Annotated in this window: 15 protein-coding genes; 9 read left to right on the top strand and 6 right to left on the bottom strand. The window is 53.6% G+C overall.

Translation table 11 applies throughout. From position 1 onward, the window contains the following. Nucleotides 1-25 precede the first annotated feature (25 nt). From ET33_RS26770 to ET33_RS26750, 5 genes are all read right to left on the bottom strand, one after another. On the bottom strand, nucleotides 26-1,306 hold the full coding sequence (locus ET33_RS26770; protein WP_036689488.1) for a hypothetical protein: 1,281 nt from the start codon (nucleotides 1,304-1,306) through the stop codon (nucleotides 26-28). Between the two features lie 70 nt (nucleotides 1,307-1,376). Beyond that, nucleotides 1,377-2,171, bottom strand: a complete 795-nt coding sequence (locus ET33_RS26765; protein WP_036689486.1) for a serine hydrolase — start codon at nucleotides 2,169-2,171, stop codon at nucleotides 1,377-1,379. A 23-nt stretch (nucleotides 2,172-2,194) separates the two neighbouring features. Further along, nucleotides 2,195-3,511, bottom strand: coding sequence for a Na+/H+ antiporter NhaC family protein (locus ET33_RS26760; protein ID WP_036689482.1), 1,317 nt, complete (start codon nucleotides 3,509-3,511; stop codon nucleotides 2,195-2,197). Between the two features lie 24 nt (nucleotides 3,512-3,535). Beyond that, nucleotides 3,536-4,783 carry a Zn-dependent hydrolase gene (locus tag ET33_RS26755; RefSeq protein WP_036689478.1) on the bottom strand — a complete coding sequence of 416 codons (1,248 nt, stop codon included), beginning with the start codon at nucleotides 4,781-4,783 and terminating at the stop codon, nucleotides 3,536-3,538. Between the two features lie 13 nt (nucleotides 4,784-4,796). Further along, nucleotides 4,797-5,915, bottom strand: a complete 1,119-nt coding sequence (locus ET33_RS26750) for a mandelate racemase/muconate lactonizing enzyme family protein (protein WP_036689473.1) — start codon at nucleotides 5,913-5,915, stop codon at nucleotides 4,797-4,799. A gap of 303 nt (nucleotides 5,916-6,218) precedes the next feature. Between ET33_RS26750 and ET33_RS26745 the strand changes: the two genes are divergently transcribed. From ET33_RS26745 to rbsK, 9 genes are all read left to right on the top strand, one after another. Continuing rightward, nucleotides 6,219-6,923 (top strand): FadR/GntR family transcriptional regulator, encoded by a 705-nt coding sequence (locus ET33_RS26745; protein WP_036689469.1) that lies wholly within the window; start codon nucleotides 6,219-6,221, stop codon nucleotides 6,921-6,923. A 114-nt stretch (nucleotides 6,924-7,037) separates the two neighbouring features. Further along, nucleotides 7,038-8,405 (top strand): acyclic terpene utilization AtuA family protein, encoded by a 1,368-nt coding sequence (locus ET33_RS26740; protein ID WP_036689467.1) that lies wholly within the window; start codon nucleotides 7,038-7,040, stop codon nucleotides 8,403-8,405. Nucleotides 8,406-8,408: 3 nt separating this feature from the next. Next, nucleotides 8,409-8,720 (top strand): DUF4387 domain-containing protein, encoded by a 312-nt coding sequence (locus ET33_RS26735; protein WP_010496621.1) that lies wholly within the window; start codon nucleotides 8,409-8,411, stop codon nucleotides 8,718-8,720. A gap of 20 nt (nucleotides 8,721-8,740) precedes the next feature. Beyond that, entirely contained in the window at nucleotides 8,741-9,643 is a 903-nt protein-coding gene (locus ET33_RS26730; RefSeq protein ID WP_036689464.1) for an ABC transporter permease, read from the top strand. A 12-nt stretch (nucleotides 9,644-9,655) separates the two neighbouring features. Beyond that, the gene (locus tag ET33_RS26725) at nucleotides 9,656-10,540 is read left to right on the top strand and encodes a carbohydrate ABC transporter permease (RefSeq protein WP_036689458.1); all 885 of its coding nucleotides are present in this window, start codon (nucleotides 9,656-9,658) and stop codon (nucleotides 10,538-10,540) included. Between the two features lie 30 nt (nucleotides 10,541-10,570). Next, nucleotides 10,571-12,022: an extracellular solute-binding protein gene (locus ET33_RS26720; RefSeq protein ID WP_036689455.1), complete on the top strand. Its 1,452-nt coding sequence runs from the start codon at nucleotides 10,571-10,573 to the stop codon at nucleotides 12,020-12,022. A gap of 58 nt (nucleotides 12,023-12,080) precedes the next feature. After that, a complete protein-coding gene (locus ET33_RS26715) occupies nucleotides 12,081-13,238 on the top strand; it encodes an ADP-ribosylglycohydrolase family protein (RefSeq protein WP_036689450.1) in 1,158 nt (385 codons plus the stop codon). A 327-nt stretch (nucleotides 13,239-13,565) separates the two neighbouring features. Next, on the top strand, nucleotides 13,566-15,671 hold the full coding sequence (locus ET33_RS26710; protein ID WP_036689434.1) for an ADP-ribosylglycohydrolase family protein: 2,106 nt from the start codon (nucleotides 13,566-13,568) through the stop codon (nucleotides 15,669-15,671). Nucleotides 15,672-15,714: 43 nt separating this feature from the next. After that, nucleotides 15,715-16,605, top strand: a complete 891-nt coding sequence (gene rbsK, locus ET33_RS26705; RefSeq protein WP_036689431.1) for a ribokinase — start codon at nucleotides 15,715-15,717, stop codon at nucleotides 16,603-16,605. A 50-nt stretch (nucleotides 16,606-16,655) separates the two neighbouring features. On the opposite strand, the gene ET33_RS26700 is transcribed toward rbsK, so the two are convergent. Beyond that, the gene (locus ET33_RS26700) at nucleotides 16,656-18,353 is read right to left on the bottom strand and encodes a methyl-accepting chemotaxis protein (protein WP_051775654.1); all 1,698 of its coding nucleotides are present in this window, start codon (nucleotides 18,351-18,353) and stop codon (nucleotides 16,656-16,658) included. Nucleotides 18,354-18,405 lie beyond the last annotated feature (52 nt).

Raw genomic sequence — 18,405 nt, 5'->3', positions numbered from 1 at the left:
TTTTTTTTGCCAGCGATATCAAGGGTCATAGCAAAATTTTATACAAGGCCCGCGGTCTGCCCTTCTGGTACGGCTGCTCCTCGCCCGATATTTCGGCATAGCCGCTATCGACCAGCTTCTTCAATAGGCGTTCGGCGCTCCGTTTGCTTAATTGCAGATAGTCGGCCAGATCGGACGCCGAAAAAATCCGGTTGTGACGCAGATGGATAAAATCGATGATTTTGGTAATGCTGGAAACGCTGATCCCGGTTTGCTTGGCAACCGTAAGGAGGTGTTCATCATCGCTTTGAAGCTGAAAGGTTTTGGTTGTTTTATGATGTAACGGCCCGATGACCTTTTTATTCTCGGTAACGATGTACGCGCCGTGGCCCGCATGCTTCTTGGCATGATATAAGCCGATTTGGGCGTGCTCTTCCGATTCGAGCGCCGTGACGCCGAAACCGAAACCGAAGCGGATGATGGCCTGCGTGAACGGTTTCAACTGATCTAGAATAGGAAATACGTGGTAATTGCCGGTGATTTGCCGGATGCCGCCCCTCGTTCCGTAAATCATAAACGTGCGGTCGTCGATGCGTTTCACCGAAGCGTTCATCTTTTTCCCCAAGTCCAGCAGCAGCTCATGCAGCTTGGCATGCAGTTCCGTATCCGCGGCCTGCGCTTCATCAGGATAGTCGATTTGAACGATGCCCGCGGCAATCTGGGACGCTTGGCTTAACAGCAGTTCTCCCTTGGCGACGGCGTGCTGAAGCGTGTCTAGAATATTTTTTTTCGGAATGATCATGCGAAAGCTGGGGATGCCTAATTGTTCCAGCTTTTTATGCACGGATTGGACGGAGGTCAACACAAAATCGACATTTCCGGTCTTCCATTGCTCGTGGTGAAACTTTACAATCTCGTCGGTATGATAATGCTCATGCTCTTTGATATAAATCCGGGCGGCGTCGATATTCAGTTCGTCCAACACATGCAGGACGACCTCTTTGTAAGGGATATCGATCGATAACCGGTCCGGATGAATGCAGAGCGTGTCCCTGATGTAATAGAGCGAGACGGTAAACACCAGCTCGTCCAGCGGGATATAAACGGCGGGAATCCCCCGTTTCTCAATCTCGTCCTTAGCGAAAAAATACGGAAAAGGGCCCGTGAAAAACAGGACGTCGTCATTTTGCGCCATCTTGACCAGCTTGGCGCTCTCTTCCGGCTTGTCATAAATGAGCGAGCGGATTTGCACGTTGGCATGGCTGTTTAAGCGGAGTACTTTATCCGCCATTTTTTCAGACCCGATAACGGCAATTTTGATCACCATGCCCAATCCTCCAAATCGTATCGCCATATAGTCAAAACACCCCTGAGAATTCCAGGGGCTTAAGAATGAACTATTCGTTTAAATAATCAAAAACGGCCTTCCCAATTGTTGATATTACCTGCTGCGCGGGAAGATTGTCAACCAGATCGGTGGTGAGGACGGCGATGTAGGCGGTTTTCCCGTTCACCTGCAGGATGCCCGCATCATGCTCCGTTCCTGGCAGCTCGCCCGTTTTGTGGGCAAGCACCGGCTTGTCCAACGAAAAGCCGCCGATCATCCGGGCAGGCAATTTCGCATTAAACTGCTGATTCCGCAGCAACTGCAGCGCGGCGTCTTTAGCCTCTTGCTTCAAGGTGCTTCCGTCGACGATTTCTTTGAGGAAAATAATCATATCGCGGGCTGAGGTGAAGTTGTCTTTCCCGTTCCGCTTGGCTTGGAAATCGAGCATTTTCCGGCCCAGAACGGTTGCGCCGCATCCCAGACCGTCCGATAGCTTGTTCACGGTCCCCATGCCGATCAGATCGATAATCATATTCGTCGCGGTATTGTCCGAAACGATAATCATTAAGGCCATGAGATCCTGCAAAGACAGGCGCAGCGCGCCGGATAATTGATGAATCACGCCTGTTCCGCCCACGCGCTCCCCGGAAGGAACGGCATAAGGCTGATGCAGATCCAGCCTGCCTTCTTGCGCTTGCCGATAGGCTTCTAGCAGAATGGGAATTTTAATCAAGCTGGCGGAAGGGAACGGCTCGTCCGCATGGATGTGAATTTGCCCCTCGGCCGTGTCGACGGCAATTCCCGCTTTGCCTTCTACCGAAGAGGCGGCTTGGCGTATGGTGGCTTCAAGCTGGGTAAAGTTCATAGCGATCATCACTTTCCATTTAGTTATAAGAAGAGCGCGCGCACGACAATGAATAAAAAGACGGCAGCGGTCACGACGACACCGAAAACGATTACATTTTTCAGGTCTTTGGAACGGGCCAATCCCATAGAGCCGAGCGCATCCCCGGTCGGGTACAAGAAGAACGGCATTTGCGAGCCGACCAAGAGAGCGAGAACCCAGACCGGCATCGGAATAGCCAGATCCGTGACGGTAGGGAGGAACATCTTATGCATGAGAATAGAATGCGCTACCGCGGCTCCCGGAATACCGGTGATATTCACGAGTGTGCTCAAAATGATCATCGTCGTTTGTCCGCCATGCTCTACGTAAGGAAGCAGCAAATTTTTGAGGGCTTCGAAGCCGCCCATTTTTTCAGTGAAGTAGATGAAGGGTGTAAACAAGATAAACTGGATAAAGATCCACAGAAGCGGTTTGGCACCTTCGACAAAGGTATCGGCAATTTGATTGGGAGTAAGCCTTCCGACGAGTCCGGTAATCAGCGCCGTTAATAAGATTACGACGATGGTAAACGTAGACCCTCCTTTGATCGCAATTCCGTAGGCAATGGAACCGAGTAAGGTGATGAGAAAGGCGACGGTAGCCTGGGTCGTAATTTTTCGCGTCCTGGCATCGGGCTGTTCTTCTTGCTGGAACGCGCTGATGTCGTCATCGGAATACGGATGCAAAAGCAGAGTCTTTTTCAGGATTCGCTTGCTGTAGACAAAGGTGACGACCCATATAATGACGGCGACAGGAAGTCCCGCATGGAGAAGTACCTGGGGATAGGTTAAGCCTGTCAGCTCCATTAAGGTTACCATAGGCGGAGTGAAAGGTCCAAGCAACAACCCGGCTGCGGCCGCGCCGTGGAACAGGATGGCCACGACGCTGGAGGACAGGCCGGCTGCAGCTACCACAGGGATCAGGACGGGAGCGACGATTGCGTTGGCCCCGGCCAGCGTACCTAACAAAGCGGCCAGCAGGGAGGAAGCGATCATGGTGCTGATCATCGCTTTGTTCGGCGTGTTGATCCCGACTTTGTTCATGATAAAGCGTACGATGTTGCGGGCGACGCCTGTCTTTTCGGCGATTTTTCCCAAGCCGCCGCCGGCCAAGATGACAAGGCCGATATAGGCGATAAAATCGGCCATCCCGTTTTTGCCGATGACGGTAGCGACATCCATTAAGCTTGCGCCGCTCATAAGGGCTCCCACGATGATGGAGGTGCCAATGGCCGCGATGGGGTTCCATCGGATGAAAATTAAACCGATAAATAAGAGCAGGGGAACCAGTCCGAGAAGAGAAGGGCTTTGGATCATCATAAAAAACCTCCCTTGATGTATGTGTTAACCCAGGTGTCGATCGGCCTTCAAGACGGCGTCCAGCATGACGTTTCCGGCAATTTCAATATCTTCCCATGTGCTGTATTCTTCCGGGCAATGGCTTTTTCCATTCGGGCTTTTGACAAAGATCATGGCGGCCTTGCAAATATCGGCCATATGGCTGGCGTCGTGTCCGGCCATACTCGCGAGCCGCAGGAAGGGCGCGTTTCTGTCGCTTGCCGCTTGTTCGATCAGAGCGACGACCTCTTCGTCCAAGCGGACGGGGGCTTGATCGAGGATGTTCAGCTCTTTGATTTGGACCCGGCGCTTGCTTTCCACGTGCTTCCATGCTTGTTTAATGGCTGCAACGACGCGCCTGATGTCTTCGCGGGTTTCTCCCCGCACCTCAAGGATAAATTCCACCTTACCGGGGATAATATTGGCCGCATTCGGGATCACATCCAGCTTTCCGACCGTGCACACCGTGTCCCCTTCATCGTTTCTGGCGGCGTTCTCGGCCATCAGGATCAATTCCGCGGCCGCCGTCAGCGCATCGCAGCGATGCTCCATCATGGTGGTGCCGGAATGATTGGCTTCGCCGATCACTGTGATCTTGTCGCGGTAAATTCCGACAATTTTGTCTACGGACGCCACCGGCATGTTGTTTGCGGCCAAGCGCTTGCCTTGCTCGATGTGCAGCTCAATATAGGCTTTTTTATCTTTTTGAAGCGTTTTCATTTCCGGGAATTTATCAAGTCCTCCGCCGGCTTGAAGGAAAGCCTCTGCCAACCGGCGGCCTTGCGAATCTGTAACCTCTTTCAAATGATCAGGTGAAAGCTTCCCCGTAAAACAGCGGCTTCCCATCGTGGAAAGGTTAAAGTCGTTCGGCTCTTCGGCGGTAAACGAAACGATCTCCAGATCGTGGTCGAGGCTGACCTTATGGTCCATGATCGTCCGGATAATTTCCTTGGCCAGCAATACGCCTAAAGCGCCGTCGTATTTTCCGCCGTTCGGAACGGTGTCCAGATGAGAGCCGATCACAAGGGCTCCTTGTTTTTGCCCGTTTCCTTTCAGCGTGCCCCAAATGTTGGCTGCCCCGTCGATCGTCACCGTCAGCCCCATCGCTTCGAGCTGCCGCACGAATATTTCCCGAACTTCGAAATCGGCCGGGCAAAAGCTCGGCCTGGTCATACCTCCGTTCGCATCGCGCCCGAATTCCGCATACTTGTCCAGGTCCTGCTGCAAACGCTCCATCGAAATGTTCAACGCCATCACCTCTTCGTTTTCATTGTTGTTTTAGCAAGTCTGTCCGGACGTCAATTCCCAATCCGGGTTTAGCTGTGACGCGCATGTGCCCCTCGGCCACAAATTGTTGAATCGGCGTTTTCAAGAGATCGTGCTCGTGCAGATACGCTCCGCAGATGAAATCGCTCGGATACGTGACGACGGGCGTACCGGTTACAAAGTGAGCGCTTGCGGCAATGCCGATGCCTAATTCCAGATTGCTGCCGACCGTGCACGTCATTCCGGCGGCTTCCGCCATCGCGGCGATTTTTTTCGATTGATAGATGCCCCCGACTTTACAAACCTTCAGATTGATCACATCGGCGATCCCGAGCTTAATGGCGGTCATGGCGTCTTCCGGCCCGAATACGGCTTCGTCGATCATGATCGGCGTCTTCACTTTATCGCGAATTTCTTTTACCCCAAGCATGTTCCATTTTCGGACCGGCTGCTCCACGCATTCTACTTCGCCAGTTTCCTCGATTTCACGAATTACCCGGATGGCGGTCGGGACGTCGTACCCTTGATTGGCGTCGAGGCGCAGCTTGGCCGGTTTGCCGGAATCTGCAATGGCTTTGCGGATCAGGCTGACGAGCTCGATGTCTCTCTTCGGATCTCTGCCGACTTTGATTTTGACGACGCCGAAGCCTTCGTGGATTCGCTTCATCGCTTCTTCGTAAGCATCCCGGTTGCTTTTGATGCCTACGACGTACGTTAACGGGACAGCTTCGCGCGCGGCTCCGCCAATTAATTTATACAGCGGCTGATTCAAGGTTTGGCCCCACGCATCGTGGAGGGCAATGTCGATCGCCGATTTCGCGGCGGAATTGCCGTAAATGGCTTGATTCATTTTCGCATGCGCGCACGCAATCTCGTCAACCGGCAATCCGATCAGAGGCGGAGCCAGATACCGATCGTTCACCAATTTGACCGTTTCCGCCGTTTCTCCCATAAATGCCGGAGAAGGGGAGGATTCGCCGTATCCGCGAATACCGCTCTCCAGAATCACCTCGACAATAGCGTGTTGTCTTGTTGTTGCCGAATACAGGGAAATTTCCCAGGTATGGGTTAGCGGAACCTCGACAATGTGCGTAATAATTTGTTTGATGGCATTAGACATGAAGATTAAGCCTCCAATCCGGTTTGTGCAAAGAGTCTTTTTATAAACTGTCGTTATATATTCGTTAAATTGCAGAAAGTTGCCTATATATACCAATAACCTCCTTTTATAATTTGTCGCTATATTGACGTTAATTTGTAATTCGAATATACTCCAGCCGTCCGATTGTTGTCAATGATTGATTTTTGGAGCCATTAAACTTTTCTTGACACGCCTAATCATTGGGCTTAGTATAAAGGTGTGGGCAATTGGGTGACCCAATTATCCGAAAGTAAATGCTACTCTTGGAAAGGTAACGGGACAATGACCATTAAGAAAATAAAATACCACCGGGTCTATGAAGATGTCATTGAGCAGATAGAAAATATCATTCTCGAAGGCAACCTTGCTCCGGGGGACGTCCTGCCTACGGAACGGGAGCTGGCTCAAGCGTTCGGGATCAGCCGCGGCACGCTGCGCGAAGCTTTCCGCATTTTGGAGCGGGAGGGACTGATCGAAACCCGTCCGGGAGGCGGCCGTTTCCTCAGCAAAAACCTCTCGAAGGCGGAAGATACGAAGCGCATCCTCGAAAATATCGAGCGGGCGACGATTATCGAGCTGCTGGAGGCAAGGGAGATTTTCGAGACGGGAATTGTGGAATTGGCGGCAATGCGGGCGACCGAACAGGATATTGCGGAAATTGAAAGCGCTCTTGAGCGCTGGGGGACGATCGACCGCAACTCCGAAGATCCCGTCAATCCCGATCAGGCGTTCCATCTCTCGATCGCCAAAGCGACGCACAATGTCGTGCTGGTGAATCTGATCGATCTGCACATGGATCTTCTGCAAAAAACACTGACCAAGACGGTCGATATCCCCGGCCGAAAAAGCGAAGTGTACAAGGAGCATTACGCCATACTTCAAGCGATCAAGGAAAAAGATCCGGCGAAAGCCAAAGCGGCGCTCCTGCACCATCTCCAACAGGTGAAGCAAAATGTTTCTTCGAACAAAGTGGAGTCAAACGGATGAGCAGCATCCTTTTGACGTTTAAATTGGACCACCCAATTACCCAATATCCAAAATTTGTGTGAGTTGGTGGAAAATACAGATAATCATCGTTAGCGGATAGGGCGGAGGAGTCATATGGCAAAGGACGAGTTCAAAATTTTGGCCCCTTGCGGGATGCTGGGCTACGGGTTTCCGAAGTCCTCCTTTATGAACGGGATGGCTTGCGGCCCGGATGCGATCGTGGTGGACGCAGGTTCTACCGACGCGGGACCTCATAAATTAGGTGCAGGCACGGCGATTGTCAGCAAGCAGGCCTGCAAGAAGGATCTCGAAATCATCATTACCGAGGGCGTCAAAGCAGGCATTCCGATCATCATCGGGTCAGCCGGGGGAAGCGGCGCAAAGGTTCATGTGGAATGGACCCGGTCGATCGTCTTGGAGATTCTGGAAGAGCATGGAATTCGCGGTATTAAGGTAGCGACCATCTGGGCGGACATTCCCCACGAGGTGGTGACGGCGAAGCTGGAGGCAGGCAAGTGCGAGCCGCTGGGCCTGACCGTTGCGCCGCTGACGCCGGAACGGCTTGCGGCAACCGACCGCGTCGTGGCGCAGATGGGACACGAACCGATTGTTGCGGCGCTGGAGGAAGCGGCAGACATTATTATTTGCGGCCGCGCGTACGACCCGTCGCCTTTTGCAGCTGTCGCCATGCATCATGGCTACGATACGGCGCTTGCTTACCATCTCGGCAAAATTCTGGAATGCGCCGCGCTTTCCGCCGAGCCAGGAACGACGAAGGATTGCATGCTCGGCACTTTGAAAACGGATTCGTTTATCGTGCAGCCGCTCAATGAGAACCGTAAATGTACGGCGGTGTCGGTGGCGGCGCACACGTTTTATGAGAAGGACCACCCGTACATTTTGCACGGGCCGGGCTTGGTGCTCAATCTGGAGCATTGCGTCTTTACCGAGCTTGGGGACGGCAGCGTCGAAGTGCGCGGCAGTCAAATCGCCGAGACTCCGGTGTACAAGATCAAGCTGGAAGGCGCGATGAAGGTGGCTTACCGGACGTTTGTCGTCGCAGGGGTCCGAGATCCGCTGCTGATTGCGAAGATCGAAGAAGTCGAAGAACTGGTCAAGCAGCAGGTGCGCGAGTATTACAGCGAAGTGTCGCCGGACGATTACAAGATCCATTTTATCAACTACGGCCTCGACGGCGTGTTGGGCGAGCTGGAGCCGCAGCGCAAGCCGGCGCATGAGCTGGGGATCGTGTTCGAGGTCGTCGCCAAGACGCAGGAGCTGGCCAATGCGGTATGCAGCTCGGTAAGATCGACCTTCCTGCATTACGGCTACGAAGGAAGAAAAGCGACGGCAGGGAATTTGGCGTTTCCGTTTGCGCCTAGCGATGTGCCGTTCGGAGCGGTATACGAGTTCTCCGTTTACCACCTGATGGAAGTCTCGGACGGATTCGAAATGTTCCGGACCGATTATGAAGAGGTGTAAAATATGAAGTTATTCGATGCGGCGGCCGTCCTGCGCAGCAAAAACAGCGGCCCCTTTGAAATTACGGTTGACGTGTTGTTCGACGATCCGTCCGTTTATTACAAAATCAAAGAGCAAGGCCTGATCAATAAAGAGCTCGTATCGCGGCTCTACAATATTGAGCAAGATAACATTACGCAGATCGTCTTCTTCGATCAGGCGCTCGGATTCAAAATTACGTTTGCGAGAAAAGTTTCGTCAGGCACCTTCCTGGACCGGGACGTGTACGGGGCGCAGCAGCATGCGCCGCTGATGGAACTGGAGATCAACTTGTGATCCGTCAGGAGGTGTAACGGATGAAAGCGTATTCGAAGCTGAATCGAATATGGGCCGATAAAGTGCTGTATCTCATGCTTCTCCCGTGTCTCGCGTATTTCGTCATCTTCCATGTGTGGCCGATTATCGGCATGAAGCTGGCCTTTTACGAATACCGCATTCTCGGAGACAACGTGTACGTCGGGCTCAAATATTTCCGCGAGCTGTTCAGCACGCCCATATTTTCCAACGTACTGGCCAATACTTTAATCATTAGCGCGATGAAAATGTTTCTTATTTTTCCGATTCCGATCCTGTTCGCGCTGATGCTCAACGAGTTCGCGAACGGCAAATTCCGCAAGGCGGTGCAGGTCGTTTCGTACTTGCCCCACTTTCTGTCGTGGGTCGTCATTGCGGGCGTTTGGTTCGAATTTCTGTCCCCGTCTACGGGAGCAGTGAACGATCTGATCAAGGCGCTCGGCTTTCCGCCTCAAGATTTCCTGACGGATAAAGGAAGCATCCGGTGGGTGCTGATTGCCAGCGAAGCTTGGCGCAGTATCGGCTGGGACTCGATTATTTTTCTGGCTGCGATTATGGGCGTCAGCCCCAGCTTGTACGAAGCGGCTTATGTCGATGGAGCGTCCCGCTGGCACATTGTCACCCGAGTCGTGCTGCCGCACCTGTACGTTCCAATGGTCACGATTTTCATCCTGAATGTCGGCTTCATTATGAATGCGGGACTTGATCAGGTATTGAACTTCACCAACGATTCCGTCAACAGCCAGATCGATATTATCGATACGTATGTCTACCGTGTCGGCTTGATCAACGGGCAATATTCGTTCGCTACAGCGGCCAACTTGTTCAAGAGCCTGATTGGCGTCGTGCTCGTCCTGTCCACTCATTTCATATCGAAGAAATTGACCTCGAAAGGCGCATGGTAAGGGGGAGCCAAGATGGTTGGCAAAAAAATAACCGTTTTCAAACTGTTGATCGGGCTGATGCTGACGCTTCTGACGCTGACGATGTTCGTGCCGATCGTGAACATATTTGCCAGGGCGTTATCGCATCCGGACCGGGTTAATCAATTGAAAGGCTACGATCTGCTGCCCAAGGGGTTCTCGCTGATCAATTTTCAAGTCGTTCTCGGCAATCCGATTGTCGGCAAGGCGCTGATGAATTCGCTGTTTATTACTATCGTGGGCACTTGCTTATGTATCTTTTTTACAACGATTGCAGCCTATGTCTTAACGCGAAAAAACTTGGTCGGCAAAACCCCGATTATGATTTTTCTGATCATCATCATGATCTTCGAGCCGGGGATCGTTCAGGAATATATGGTCATGAAGGATCTGCATCTGCTCGACAGCCTGTGGTCGATGGTGCTTTACCGGATGATTAACGTGTACTACTTGATTATTATGATGCGTTTTCTGGAAGAAATTCCGGAGTCCCTGCTGGAAGCGGCCAGAATCGACGGCGCCGGGCACATGACTCTGTTTATCCGGATCGTTATGCCGCTGGCGCGCATACCGCTGCTTACGATCGGGATGTTCTACGCGATTGCGAAGTGGAACGAGTTTTTCAAATCCAGCATTTTCTTGTCCAGCCGCGAGAATACGGTGCTGCAAGTGCTGCTTAGACAATTCGTCGTGGAGCGGGACACTTCGACGCTGGTCGGCGCAGCGAATCTGCTCAAGAACAACAATATCGCGCAGCTTGATTTCTCATCGCTGAAAGCGGCTACAATCGTCGTTGCCATGATTCCGATTCTTATGCTCTATCCTATTATTCTGAAGTATTATACCAGCGGAGTAATGGATGGCGGCGTCAAAGAATAAACAACACAAGACATTGGGGAGGAAATACAAATGAGAAAAGCGTTCACCCTGCTGGCCGCAAGCTTGCTGGTCATCTCCACCGCGTGCAGCTCCGGCAATTCGACAGCTCCGGGCGGTTCGGCAGCGGCGCCGTCCGGCGACCAGCCGGTCACGATTACGATCGTCGACAAGGACCTGCAGCCCGACGATCCATTGCTCAAAGGCATCGAAGAAGGCATGAAAGCCGAAGGCAAAAACGTGAAGCTGCAGCTCGTTCCCGTGCAGAGCGGCACCTACTCCGAGAAGCTGGGCCTGCTGCTGCAAAGCGGTAACATTCCCGATCTGATTTATTTCCAAGGCGGCGACTACCAGTTCGCGGTCACCCAAAAAATTCTGGAAGACTTGACGCCGTACATCGAAAAATCGACGCAAGTGAAAGCGTCCATGAACCCGTACAACCAGGAAAGAACGAAAAACTATCCGTATCTGGTGTGGCTGTCGCCGACGAGCAGCTCGGTTCCGGTCGTGCGCCAGGACTGGTTTGACAAGACGGCATCGGGCAAGGAACTGCTGGTTAACCCGACCGTGGACAACTACTATACCTTCTTCAAAGAGCTGAAAGAAAAGAACGGCGCCAAATTCGCCTATACGACAGCCGGTACGCTTGACGAGCTTGACGCCACATTCGGGCAATCGTTCGGACTGACCTCCACATGGCTGAAGGGCGAGGACGGCAAATACGCATTTGGCAAAACGACCTCCTTCGAAAAAGACAAGCTGGAGTTTTATGCGAAGCTGTACAAGGACGGCCTGCTCGATCCCGAGTTCCTGACCAAAAAATGGGATACGAAAGAGAAAGCGTTCTACGACGGTCAAGCGGCGGTTATCGCAGGGACGCAAGGTAAAGTTATCGACCTCTACAACACCAAATCGACGTCTCAGAACGGAGCGGCTGCGAAGGTAATGCCTCTGCCGCCGGCAAAAGGGAAAGGCCAAGGATATACCCCGGTTGACGTAAGCAAGGAGAGCCGCGGCTTTGCAATTGCCAAAACCGCGAAAAATAAAGAGATGGCCTTCGCCGTATTGGAGTACCTGGCCAGCCCGAAAGGCCAACTGCTGGATAAGCTCGGCATCGAAGGCAATCAATACACCGTCGTCGACAACAAAATCAAGCTGACGGCCAAATCGGCCGAATGGTATCCGCGGTTTGTCGATTCGACCGTGAACTTCAAGCCGGAGTTCGATCCGTCGACGCCATACTTGTCCGAGCCGGCGGCAAAATCGCTGGATATGATGTCCAAGCTGTCCAAAAAAGACAACAGCTTCATCATTCCTGCGGAGCTCGCAGCCAAATGGGACGCCTGCAACGCGCTCTACAAAGAATTTGCCGCCAACGTGGTGACGGGCAAGAAAACGATCGCGGATTTCGATCAGTTCGTACAAGCCTGGAATGCCGCAGGTGGCAAGGAAATTACAGATTACGCCAACCAAACGATAAAATAAACGGCCGGTAAAGTGCGGGGCGGAGGCCTCGCACTTCCTGCGGAGGGGAGAGGAACCGATGCTGTCTTTTGCGGATCGGGTGAAAGGCGTCGTCTTCGGAACGGCGTACGGTGATGCGATGGGCGCGGTCATCGAGAAAATGACCTACGGTCAAATTAAAGAGAAATACGGCCGTGTCGAAACGACGAAGACGAAATGGTGGAAGGCGGATTGGCCGGAAACGACGCGGCTGGGCAGAATGCGCGGCCAGGGCATCGTGACGGACGACACGCTCATGACGCTGGCGCTGATGAACGTATACTGCACGGAGCGCCGGCATCTCGATGCCTACGATATGGCCAACGAATTTGTGAAGGAAATTGCCTTCCGGCCGAGATATATTCCCGAGTTTGGCCGGGAAGCGCTTATTTTGGACCGGTTGTTTTATCCGGAGAAGCATATTTTCAACCGGCATGTGCTTGCGAACTGCGAGCCCCGCGAGGGCGGTTACGGCAATATGGTCAACTGCGGAGCGGCTATGTACATCGCTCCCGTCGGGATCGTGAACGCCTGCAACCCGAAGGGAGCGTACGACGAAGCGATCTTGTTCGCCTCCGGCCACCAAATCAGCTACGGGCTGGAAGCGGCGGGTGTGCTGGCCTCCTGCGTCGCCAAGGCGTTCGAGCCGGGCGTCACGGTCCATGATGTGGCGGAAACCGCGGTGTATTACGCCAAGGACGGCACGAAGCGGGCCATTTACGATCTTTGCGAGAAGGCCCTGCTCCTGCAAGCGGATAAAGCGGACCGGGACAAGGTTGTCCATGCTTTGCACGAAGTGATGGCGGTCTACTCTCCGATGCGCGACGACGTCAACCGGAGCATCGATAAAGTCGGCATCCCTTCGAATCATTACACGCCAAGCCGGTTGTTCTCCATCGAGGAGCTGCCGCTGGCGCTGGCGTACATGGTCCTCCACGACGGCGATATCCTAGAGGCAGTCAAGGACGGCGTAAGCTCCGGCCGCGATACGGATTCGATTGGCGTCATGATCGGCGCGATTCTAGGCGCGATGCAGGGCATTCGAGCGATTCCGGCCGACGAGATCGCGGTGTTGGAAGAAGTTAATAAGCAGGATATGGCGGCAAGCTGCGACCGGTTTACCGAAGCGGCCACGGCAATTATTCAAGAGGATCTGGAATTGAACAATTTTAGACAGAAGGCTCTGGAAGTCCGGTAAATGGGCAGCGGAGCAACTGAGAGCGCTCTGTAGAAACGAAGTGGTCAATATAATAATAGAGAAACATACTGAGGCGGGGTATGCACTGGAGGAGCGATAGCGTTCGCCTTTGTCCGCGGGAAATGTCGCTGTAAGCGGCTTCCAATCCAAATTTCCTGCGGACCCGGGGTCCCCGCAAAGTACTCAGGTTTAGCTTCTCTGTTTCAACTTCACTTTGTGGGGTGGAGCAGCGACCGGAAGTGGATACCCTGCCCCCTCGTAACATCTATTGCTTCAGTTGATCACATAGCCTTCCAGGCTCATTATTTTAAAGGCGGTGCACGGAACATGATTCCTTCGAATTATTTAGAGAAAGTTTACGCAGGTTATTTAGGCATGAATATCGGCATAAGGTTGGGCGCTCCGGTGGAGCCGACGATCTGGACTTATGAGCGGATCAAAAATACGTACGGCGAGATTACGGACTACGTGAAGGAATTCAAAAACTTCGCTGCCGATGACGACGCGAACGGTCCGTATTATTTTCTGCGGGCCTTGTACGACGACGCGGCCGACCGCGATATTACCCCGAACGACGTGGCGCGCGCTTGGCTGAACTACGCTCGCGAAGGCATCGGGATGTTCTGGTGGGGCGGCTATGGCGTCAGCACGGAGCATACGGCTTACATCAACCTGAAAAAAGGAATTCCGGCCCCGCAATCCGGCTCGATCGAGCAGAACGGGCTTATTATCGCCGAGCAGATCGGCGGGCAAATTTTCATCGATACGTGGGGCTTGGTCAATCCTTGCAATCCGAAGAAAGCCGCCGATTTCGGTGAAGCTGCGGCCCGCGTATCGCACGACGGCGAAGGGGTGCTGGGCGCGAGATTTTTCTGCGCGGCGATCTCCAAGGCGTTCGAAACGTCGGATATCCGCGAGATTATCGAAGCGGGGCTCGCTCAAATTCCGGCGGATTCCCTCTACGCGAAAGTGTCGAGAGCGGTGTTGGAATTCCATGCGCAGCACCCGGACGACTTCCGGGCTTGCCGCGACATGCTCGAAAGAGACTGGGGCTACGACAAATATACCGGCGTATGCCATATTATTCCAAACGCCGGCATCTGCGTGCTGTCGATGATTTACGGTCAGGGCGACTTCAACCGGACGGTGGAAATTGCCACGATGTGTGGCTGGGATACCGATTGCAATGCGGGCAACGTCGGTACTGTGCTTGGCGTCGCATGCGGCCTAGAAGGCATCGCGGACAAGTACCGCAAGCCGATCAACGACTCCATCGTGATGTCGGGCATCTCCGGTTACTTGAACATTTTGGATATTCCTACGTATGCCAAGGAATTGACGATTCTGGGTTACCGTCTGGCGAAGGTGCCGTGCCCGCAGGAAATCGTCGACAGCTTTACGGAACGCGACATTTATTTTGACTTCGAACTGCCGGGCTCGACGCACAATATCCGGGTATCTGATCCGTTCTTCTGCCAGGCGCGGCATTCGACGGAGAAAGCTTTCCGCGGCACCGGCTCGCTCGAAGTTATCTTTGACCGCATGACCCGCGGCGAGAAGTCGAAAGTCTTTTACAAGCCTTACTACACCCGCGCCGACTTCAGCGACGAGCGGTATTCGCCGACGTTTGCGCCGAGAGCGTATTCGGGCCAGAAAGTTTCGATGAACATTTATCTGGATCAATGGGGCGGCAACGAAACGATGGGCATTGCTCCTTACGTCCGGCTGCACAAAAGCAAGAAAGAGCTCGTCCAAGGCTATGTTAAGCTCGTGAACCAAGAGTGGATCGAGGTGGAGTTCGTTATTCCGGATTCGGAAGGCGAGCTGATCGACGAGGTCGGCATCGTGCTCGAATCGTATTCGACGCGCAAGCCGAAAAGCCTGGGCCGCATCTTTATCGACGAATTCCGGATTTCCGGCAAAGCGGACTACACGATCGATTTCCATAAACAGTCGGGTGATTTTGGCTGCGTGACGCCTTTTGCCCATAATCACGGCGCTTGGAATCTGGTGGACGGCTCGATGTATCTGATGACCGCCGAGCCTAGCGAAGCGTATACGGGGAACTATTTTGCCACGGATTATTCTGTAACCTTGGACCTTAATCCGCAAATCGGCGATTCGCATCTGGTGGCGGTTCGCGCTCAAGGAGCGATGCGCGGGTATCACGCGGGCTTTGACGGCAAAGATCAAGTCTCCCTCTACCTGAACGATTTCGGTTATACTAAACTGACCGGAGCCAGCTACCCTTGGCAGTTTGACCAGAACTATGAACTCAAGGTGACGGTGCAAGGGCAGGTCATCACGCTGTTCATCAACGGGGAGCAAATCCTGCAGCATACGGACGGTACGTTCGGCTACGGCATGTACGGAGTCAGCACCCTTGGTGCGGCGAGAACCTACTACAGCAATATCCGAGTGACGGAGCTCTAGAAGCCCGGACCGGTGAATTTGTAACGAAGAGGGCGGAATTCCGATGAAAATTATGGTTGTCGGCAGTGCAAATATGGATATGGTCATGCGGACGAGCCGTCTTCCCGAAATCGGGGAGACGATGCGGGGCGACGGATTTTTCCTCGCTCCCGGCGGCAAAGGGGCCAATCAAGCGGTCGCTTGCGCCAAGATGGGCGCCGAAACGTGGTTTATGGGGAAGGTAGGCGACGATATTTTCGGCCAGTCCCTGATCGACCGGCTTAGCGGCTTCGGCGTGCACACGGACTTCCTCAAGCGCGAGCCGGATGTGACGACGGGTGTGGCAGCCATCACCGTATGCAACGGGAATAACAGCATCATTCTCGATGGTGGGGCCAACAGCGAAGTCTCTCCCGGCTATATTCGGGGGTACCAGCAGGAGCTGCTTTCGGCCGCGGCCGTTATGCTGCAGCTGGAAATTCCGATGGAGACGGTCTACGAGGTTATTCGTTTGGTGAAAGGTCAAGTCCCGATTTTCCTGAATCCGGCACCTGCGGTTCCGATTGAGGATGCAGTTTTGCAGGGCGTGGATTATTTTACGCCGAACGAAATCGAATGCCGCATCTACACGGGTATTGAGATCCGGAGCACCGACGATGCTTTTGAGGCTTTGAACAAGCTGCGGGCCAAAGGGATTCGTTATCCGCTCATTACACTCGGAGAAAAGGGCATCGTGTACTATAACGGAACGGAGAACGTATACAAGGAAGCGCGCAAGGTTGAAGCCATCGACACGACGGCGGCCGGGGACACGTTCTCCGGAACGCTGGCCGCGATGATCATCGCGGGCAAAAGCATGGACGAAGCGGTGGATATCGCCCAGCGCGCCTCGTCCATTGCGGTGACCCGTTTGGGAGCGCAGGATGCGATCCCTATGTTGTCGGAAGTATTATAGGTTGGCCTAAGCACTTGCTTGCAAAAGCAGGTGCTTTTTTGCGAACAGCCCTACAGCCGGAAGCGGCGAATGCTCTCGCGAAGCTCTCCCGCAAGCAGTGTAAGCGACTCCGCGCTGCCGGAGATGCGTTCCATCGAAGCGAACTGCTCGTTCGAAGCGGCGGCGACGCTTTCCGTGCTGTCGCTGGAGGTCTGGGCAATCATCGCCGTGGACGTGACCGAGGCGGTAATTTGCTCGGTGGTCGCCGCCATTTCTTCCGCCGTGGCGGACACTTCCTGAATGTGTCCGTTTAGTTGCTCGATCGAAGCGGCAATGTCGCGGAAGCTGCGGCCAGAGTCGCTCACCAGATGGATGCCTGCCGTAACCTGCTCCGTAACCTCGCGGATCGCTCCGGCCGTTTCTTTCGTTTCCTCTTGGATCAAGCGGATGCGCTGGGTAATTTCCTTGGCGGCCGTTTCGGATTGGGTGGCCAGCTTCTTCACCTCGGCGGCGACGACCGCGAAGCCTTTGCCGCTTTCTCCGGCTCTTGCCGCTTCAATCGAAGCGTTCAAGGCCAGCAAATTCGTCTGATAAGCGATCTCGGAGATCAATTTCACAATGCCTCCGATTTCGTCGGACCGTTTGCTTAACCGTTCCATGCGTTCCGAAGTCTGCGTGGTTGTTGTGGAAATGGCGTTCATCTGCTCTTCCGCTTCGTCCATCGACTCCGTGCCTTTCACCGCATTGGCGGCTGTCGTTTGGAACTGCTCCGCCATGTCCGAGGTTGCCTCCGAAATCCTGCCGATCCCTGCGGCCATTTCTTCCATCACGACGGCGGTTTCCTTCGAGGTCGTCAGCTGTGCCTGCGCTCCTCCGGCTACCTGACGGGAGGCGTCGGCAATCTGCTGTGCGGCGATCGTCGTCTGACTGGCATCGGCCGCCAGCGAATCGGCCAGTTGCGCAACCTGCTGTGAAGCTTCCGAAGAGCGGCTGATCGCCGTATGAAGCTCGCGAACCATGCGGTTCAAAGCGTCGGCCAGTTGGCCGGTTTCATCGCGGCTTTTTACGGACAAAGGCTGAACGGTCAAGTCGCCGTCCGCGACCCGTACGATACTGCCGGTGACCAGACGCAGCGGGCGGGCGATCAGGAGAAGGAACAGCACACTGATTCCGAAGGCGACAGCTACGCTGACCCCAAGAATGACATAAACCCATATTAAGCTATCCTTATATGCTTTTTTTGCTTCCAGTGCGGAGGTTTCAGCCTGCTTGTGGTTCCATTCGACCAGACTGGTTAAATGCTTCTGCATTTCGTCGAAAATACGGTGGCCGGCATCGATCAGGATCATGGCTTGCTGGGGGTTGCTGCGGCTGGTGACTAACGTTTTTTGCGTGTTCTTTTTGAATTCGTCCCAATTTTCCTTGAAGGAAGCAAAATTGCTTCGTTCTTCGTCGGCTGCGATCTGGGACTCGTACTGCTGGGTCGTCGATTCAACCAGAGCGTAGCTTGCACCGATTTCATCCTCGAGGGTTTTGCGCGCCGCGGCATCGGTACTATCTTTGTAACGGAATACTAGGTTAAGCACATGCTCCGTTTCAAAATAAATCCGGTTGATTTCTTTCACCTTTGGCATCGAGTTTTCGGTAACTTGTTCAACGCGGTTTTGGATAAACATCATTCGGTTTAGAGCAAGAACGGCAGTGATGGTAGTAAGAAGCAACATGGTAATGAATCCCAAAGCAAGCTTTCTGCTGACAGTCCAGCGCATCGTACGAGCCCCCTCGGTTATGCTATTTTTATATTGGATATGGTTTTTAGAA

The sequence above is a fragment of the Paenibacillus tyrphae genome (assembly GCF_000722545.1).
Lineage (GTDB): Bacteria > Bacillota > Bacilli > Paenibacillales > NBRC-103111 > Paenibacillus_G > Paenibacillus_G tyrfis.
Note: the sequence above shows the minus strand (reverse complement) of the source record. Positions and strands in the feature narration are given on the sequence as shown.

Bases quoted from the DNA above. Each gene is read 5' to 3' on its own strand.
- ET33_RS26770 (WP_036689488.1), bottom strand. From the start codon at position 1,306: ATGGTGATCAAAATTGCCGTTATCGGGTCTGAAAAAATGGCGGATAAA.
- ET33_RS26765 (WP_036689486.1), bottom strand. From the start codon at position 2,171: ATGAACTTTACCCAGCTTGAAGCCACCATACGCCAAGCCGCCTCTTCG.
- ET33_RS26760 (WP_036689482.1), bottom strand. From the start codon at position 3,511: ATGATGATCCAAAGCCCTTCTCTTCTCGGACTGGTTCCCCTGCTCTTA.
- ET33_RS26755 (WP_036689478.1), bottom strand. From the start codon at position 4,783: ATGGCGTTGAACATTTCGATGGAGCGTTTGCAGCAGGACCTGGACAAG.
- ET33_RS26750 (WP_036689473.1), bottom strand. From the start codon at position 5,915: ATGTCTAATGCCATCAAACAAATTATTACGCACATTGTCGAGGTTCCG.
- ET33_RS26745 (WP_036689469.1), top strand. From the start codon at position 6,219: ATGACCATTAAGAAAATAAAATACCACCGGGTCTATGAAGATGTCATT.
- ET33_RS26740 (WP_036689467.1), top strand. From the start codon at position 7,038: ATGGCAAAGGACGAGTTCAAAATTTTGGCCCCTTGCGGGATGCTGGGC.
- ET33_RS26735 (WP_010496621.1), top strand. From the start codon at position 8,409: ATGAAGTTATTCGATGCGGCGGCCGTCCTGCGCAGCAAAAACAGCGGC.
- ET33_RS26730 (WP_036689464.1), top strand. From the start codon at position 8,741: ATGAAAGCGTATTCGAAGCTGAATCGAATATGGGCCGATAAAGTGCTG.
- ET33_RS26725 (WP_036689458.1), top strand. From the start codon at position 9,656: ATGGTTGGCAAAAAAATAACCGTTTTCAAACTGTTGATCGGGCTGATG.
- ET33_RS26720 (WP_036689455.1), top strand. From the start codon at position 10,571: ATGAGAAAAGCGTTCACCCTGCTGGCCGCAAGCTTGCTGGTCATCTCC.
- ET33_RS26715 (WP_036689450.1), top strand. From the start codon at position 12,081: ATGCTGTCTTTTGCGGATCGGGTGAAAGGCGTCGTCTTCGGAACGGCG.
- ET33_RS26710 (WP_036689434.1), top strand. From the start codon at position 13,566: ATGATTCCTTCGAATTATTTAGAGAAAGTTTACGCAGGTTATTTAGGC.
- rbsK (WP_036689431.1), top strand. From the start codon at position 15,715: ATGAAAATTATGGTTGTCGGCAGTGCAAATATGGATATGGTCATGCGG.
- ET33_RS26700 (WP_051775654.1), bottom strand. From the start codon at position 18,353: ATGCGCTGGACTGTCAGCAGAAAGCTTGCTTTGGGATTCATTACCATG.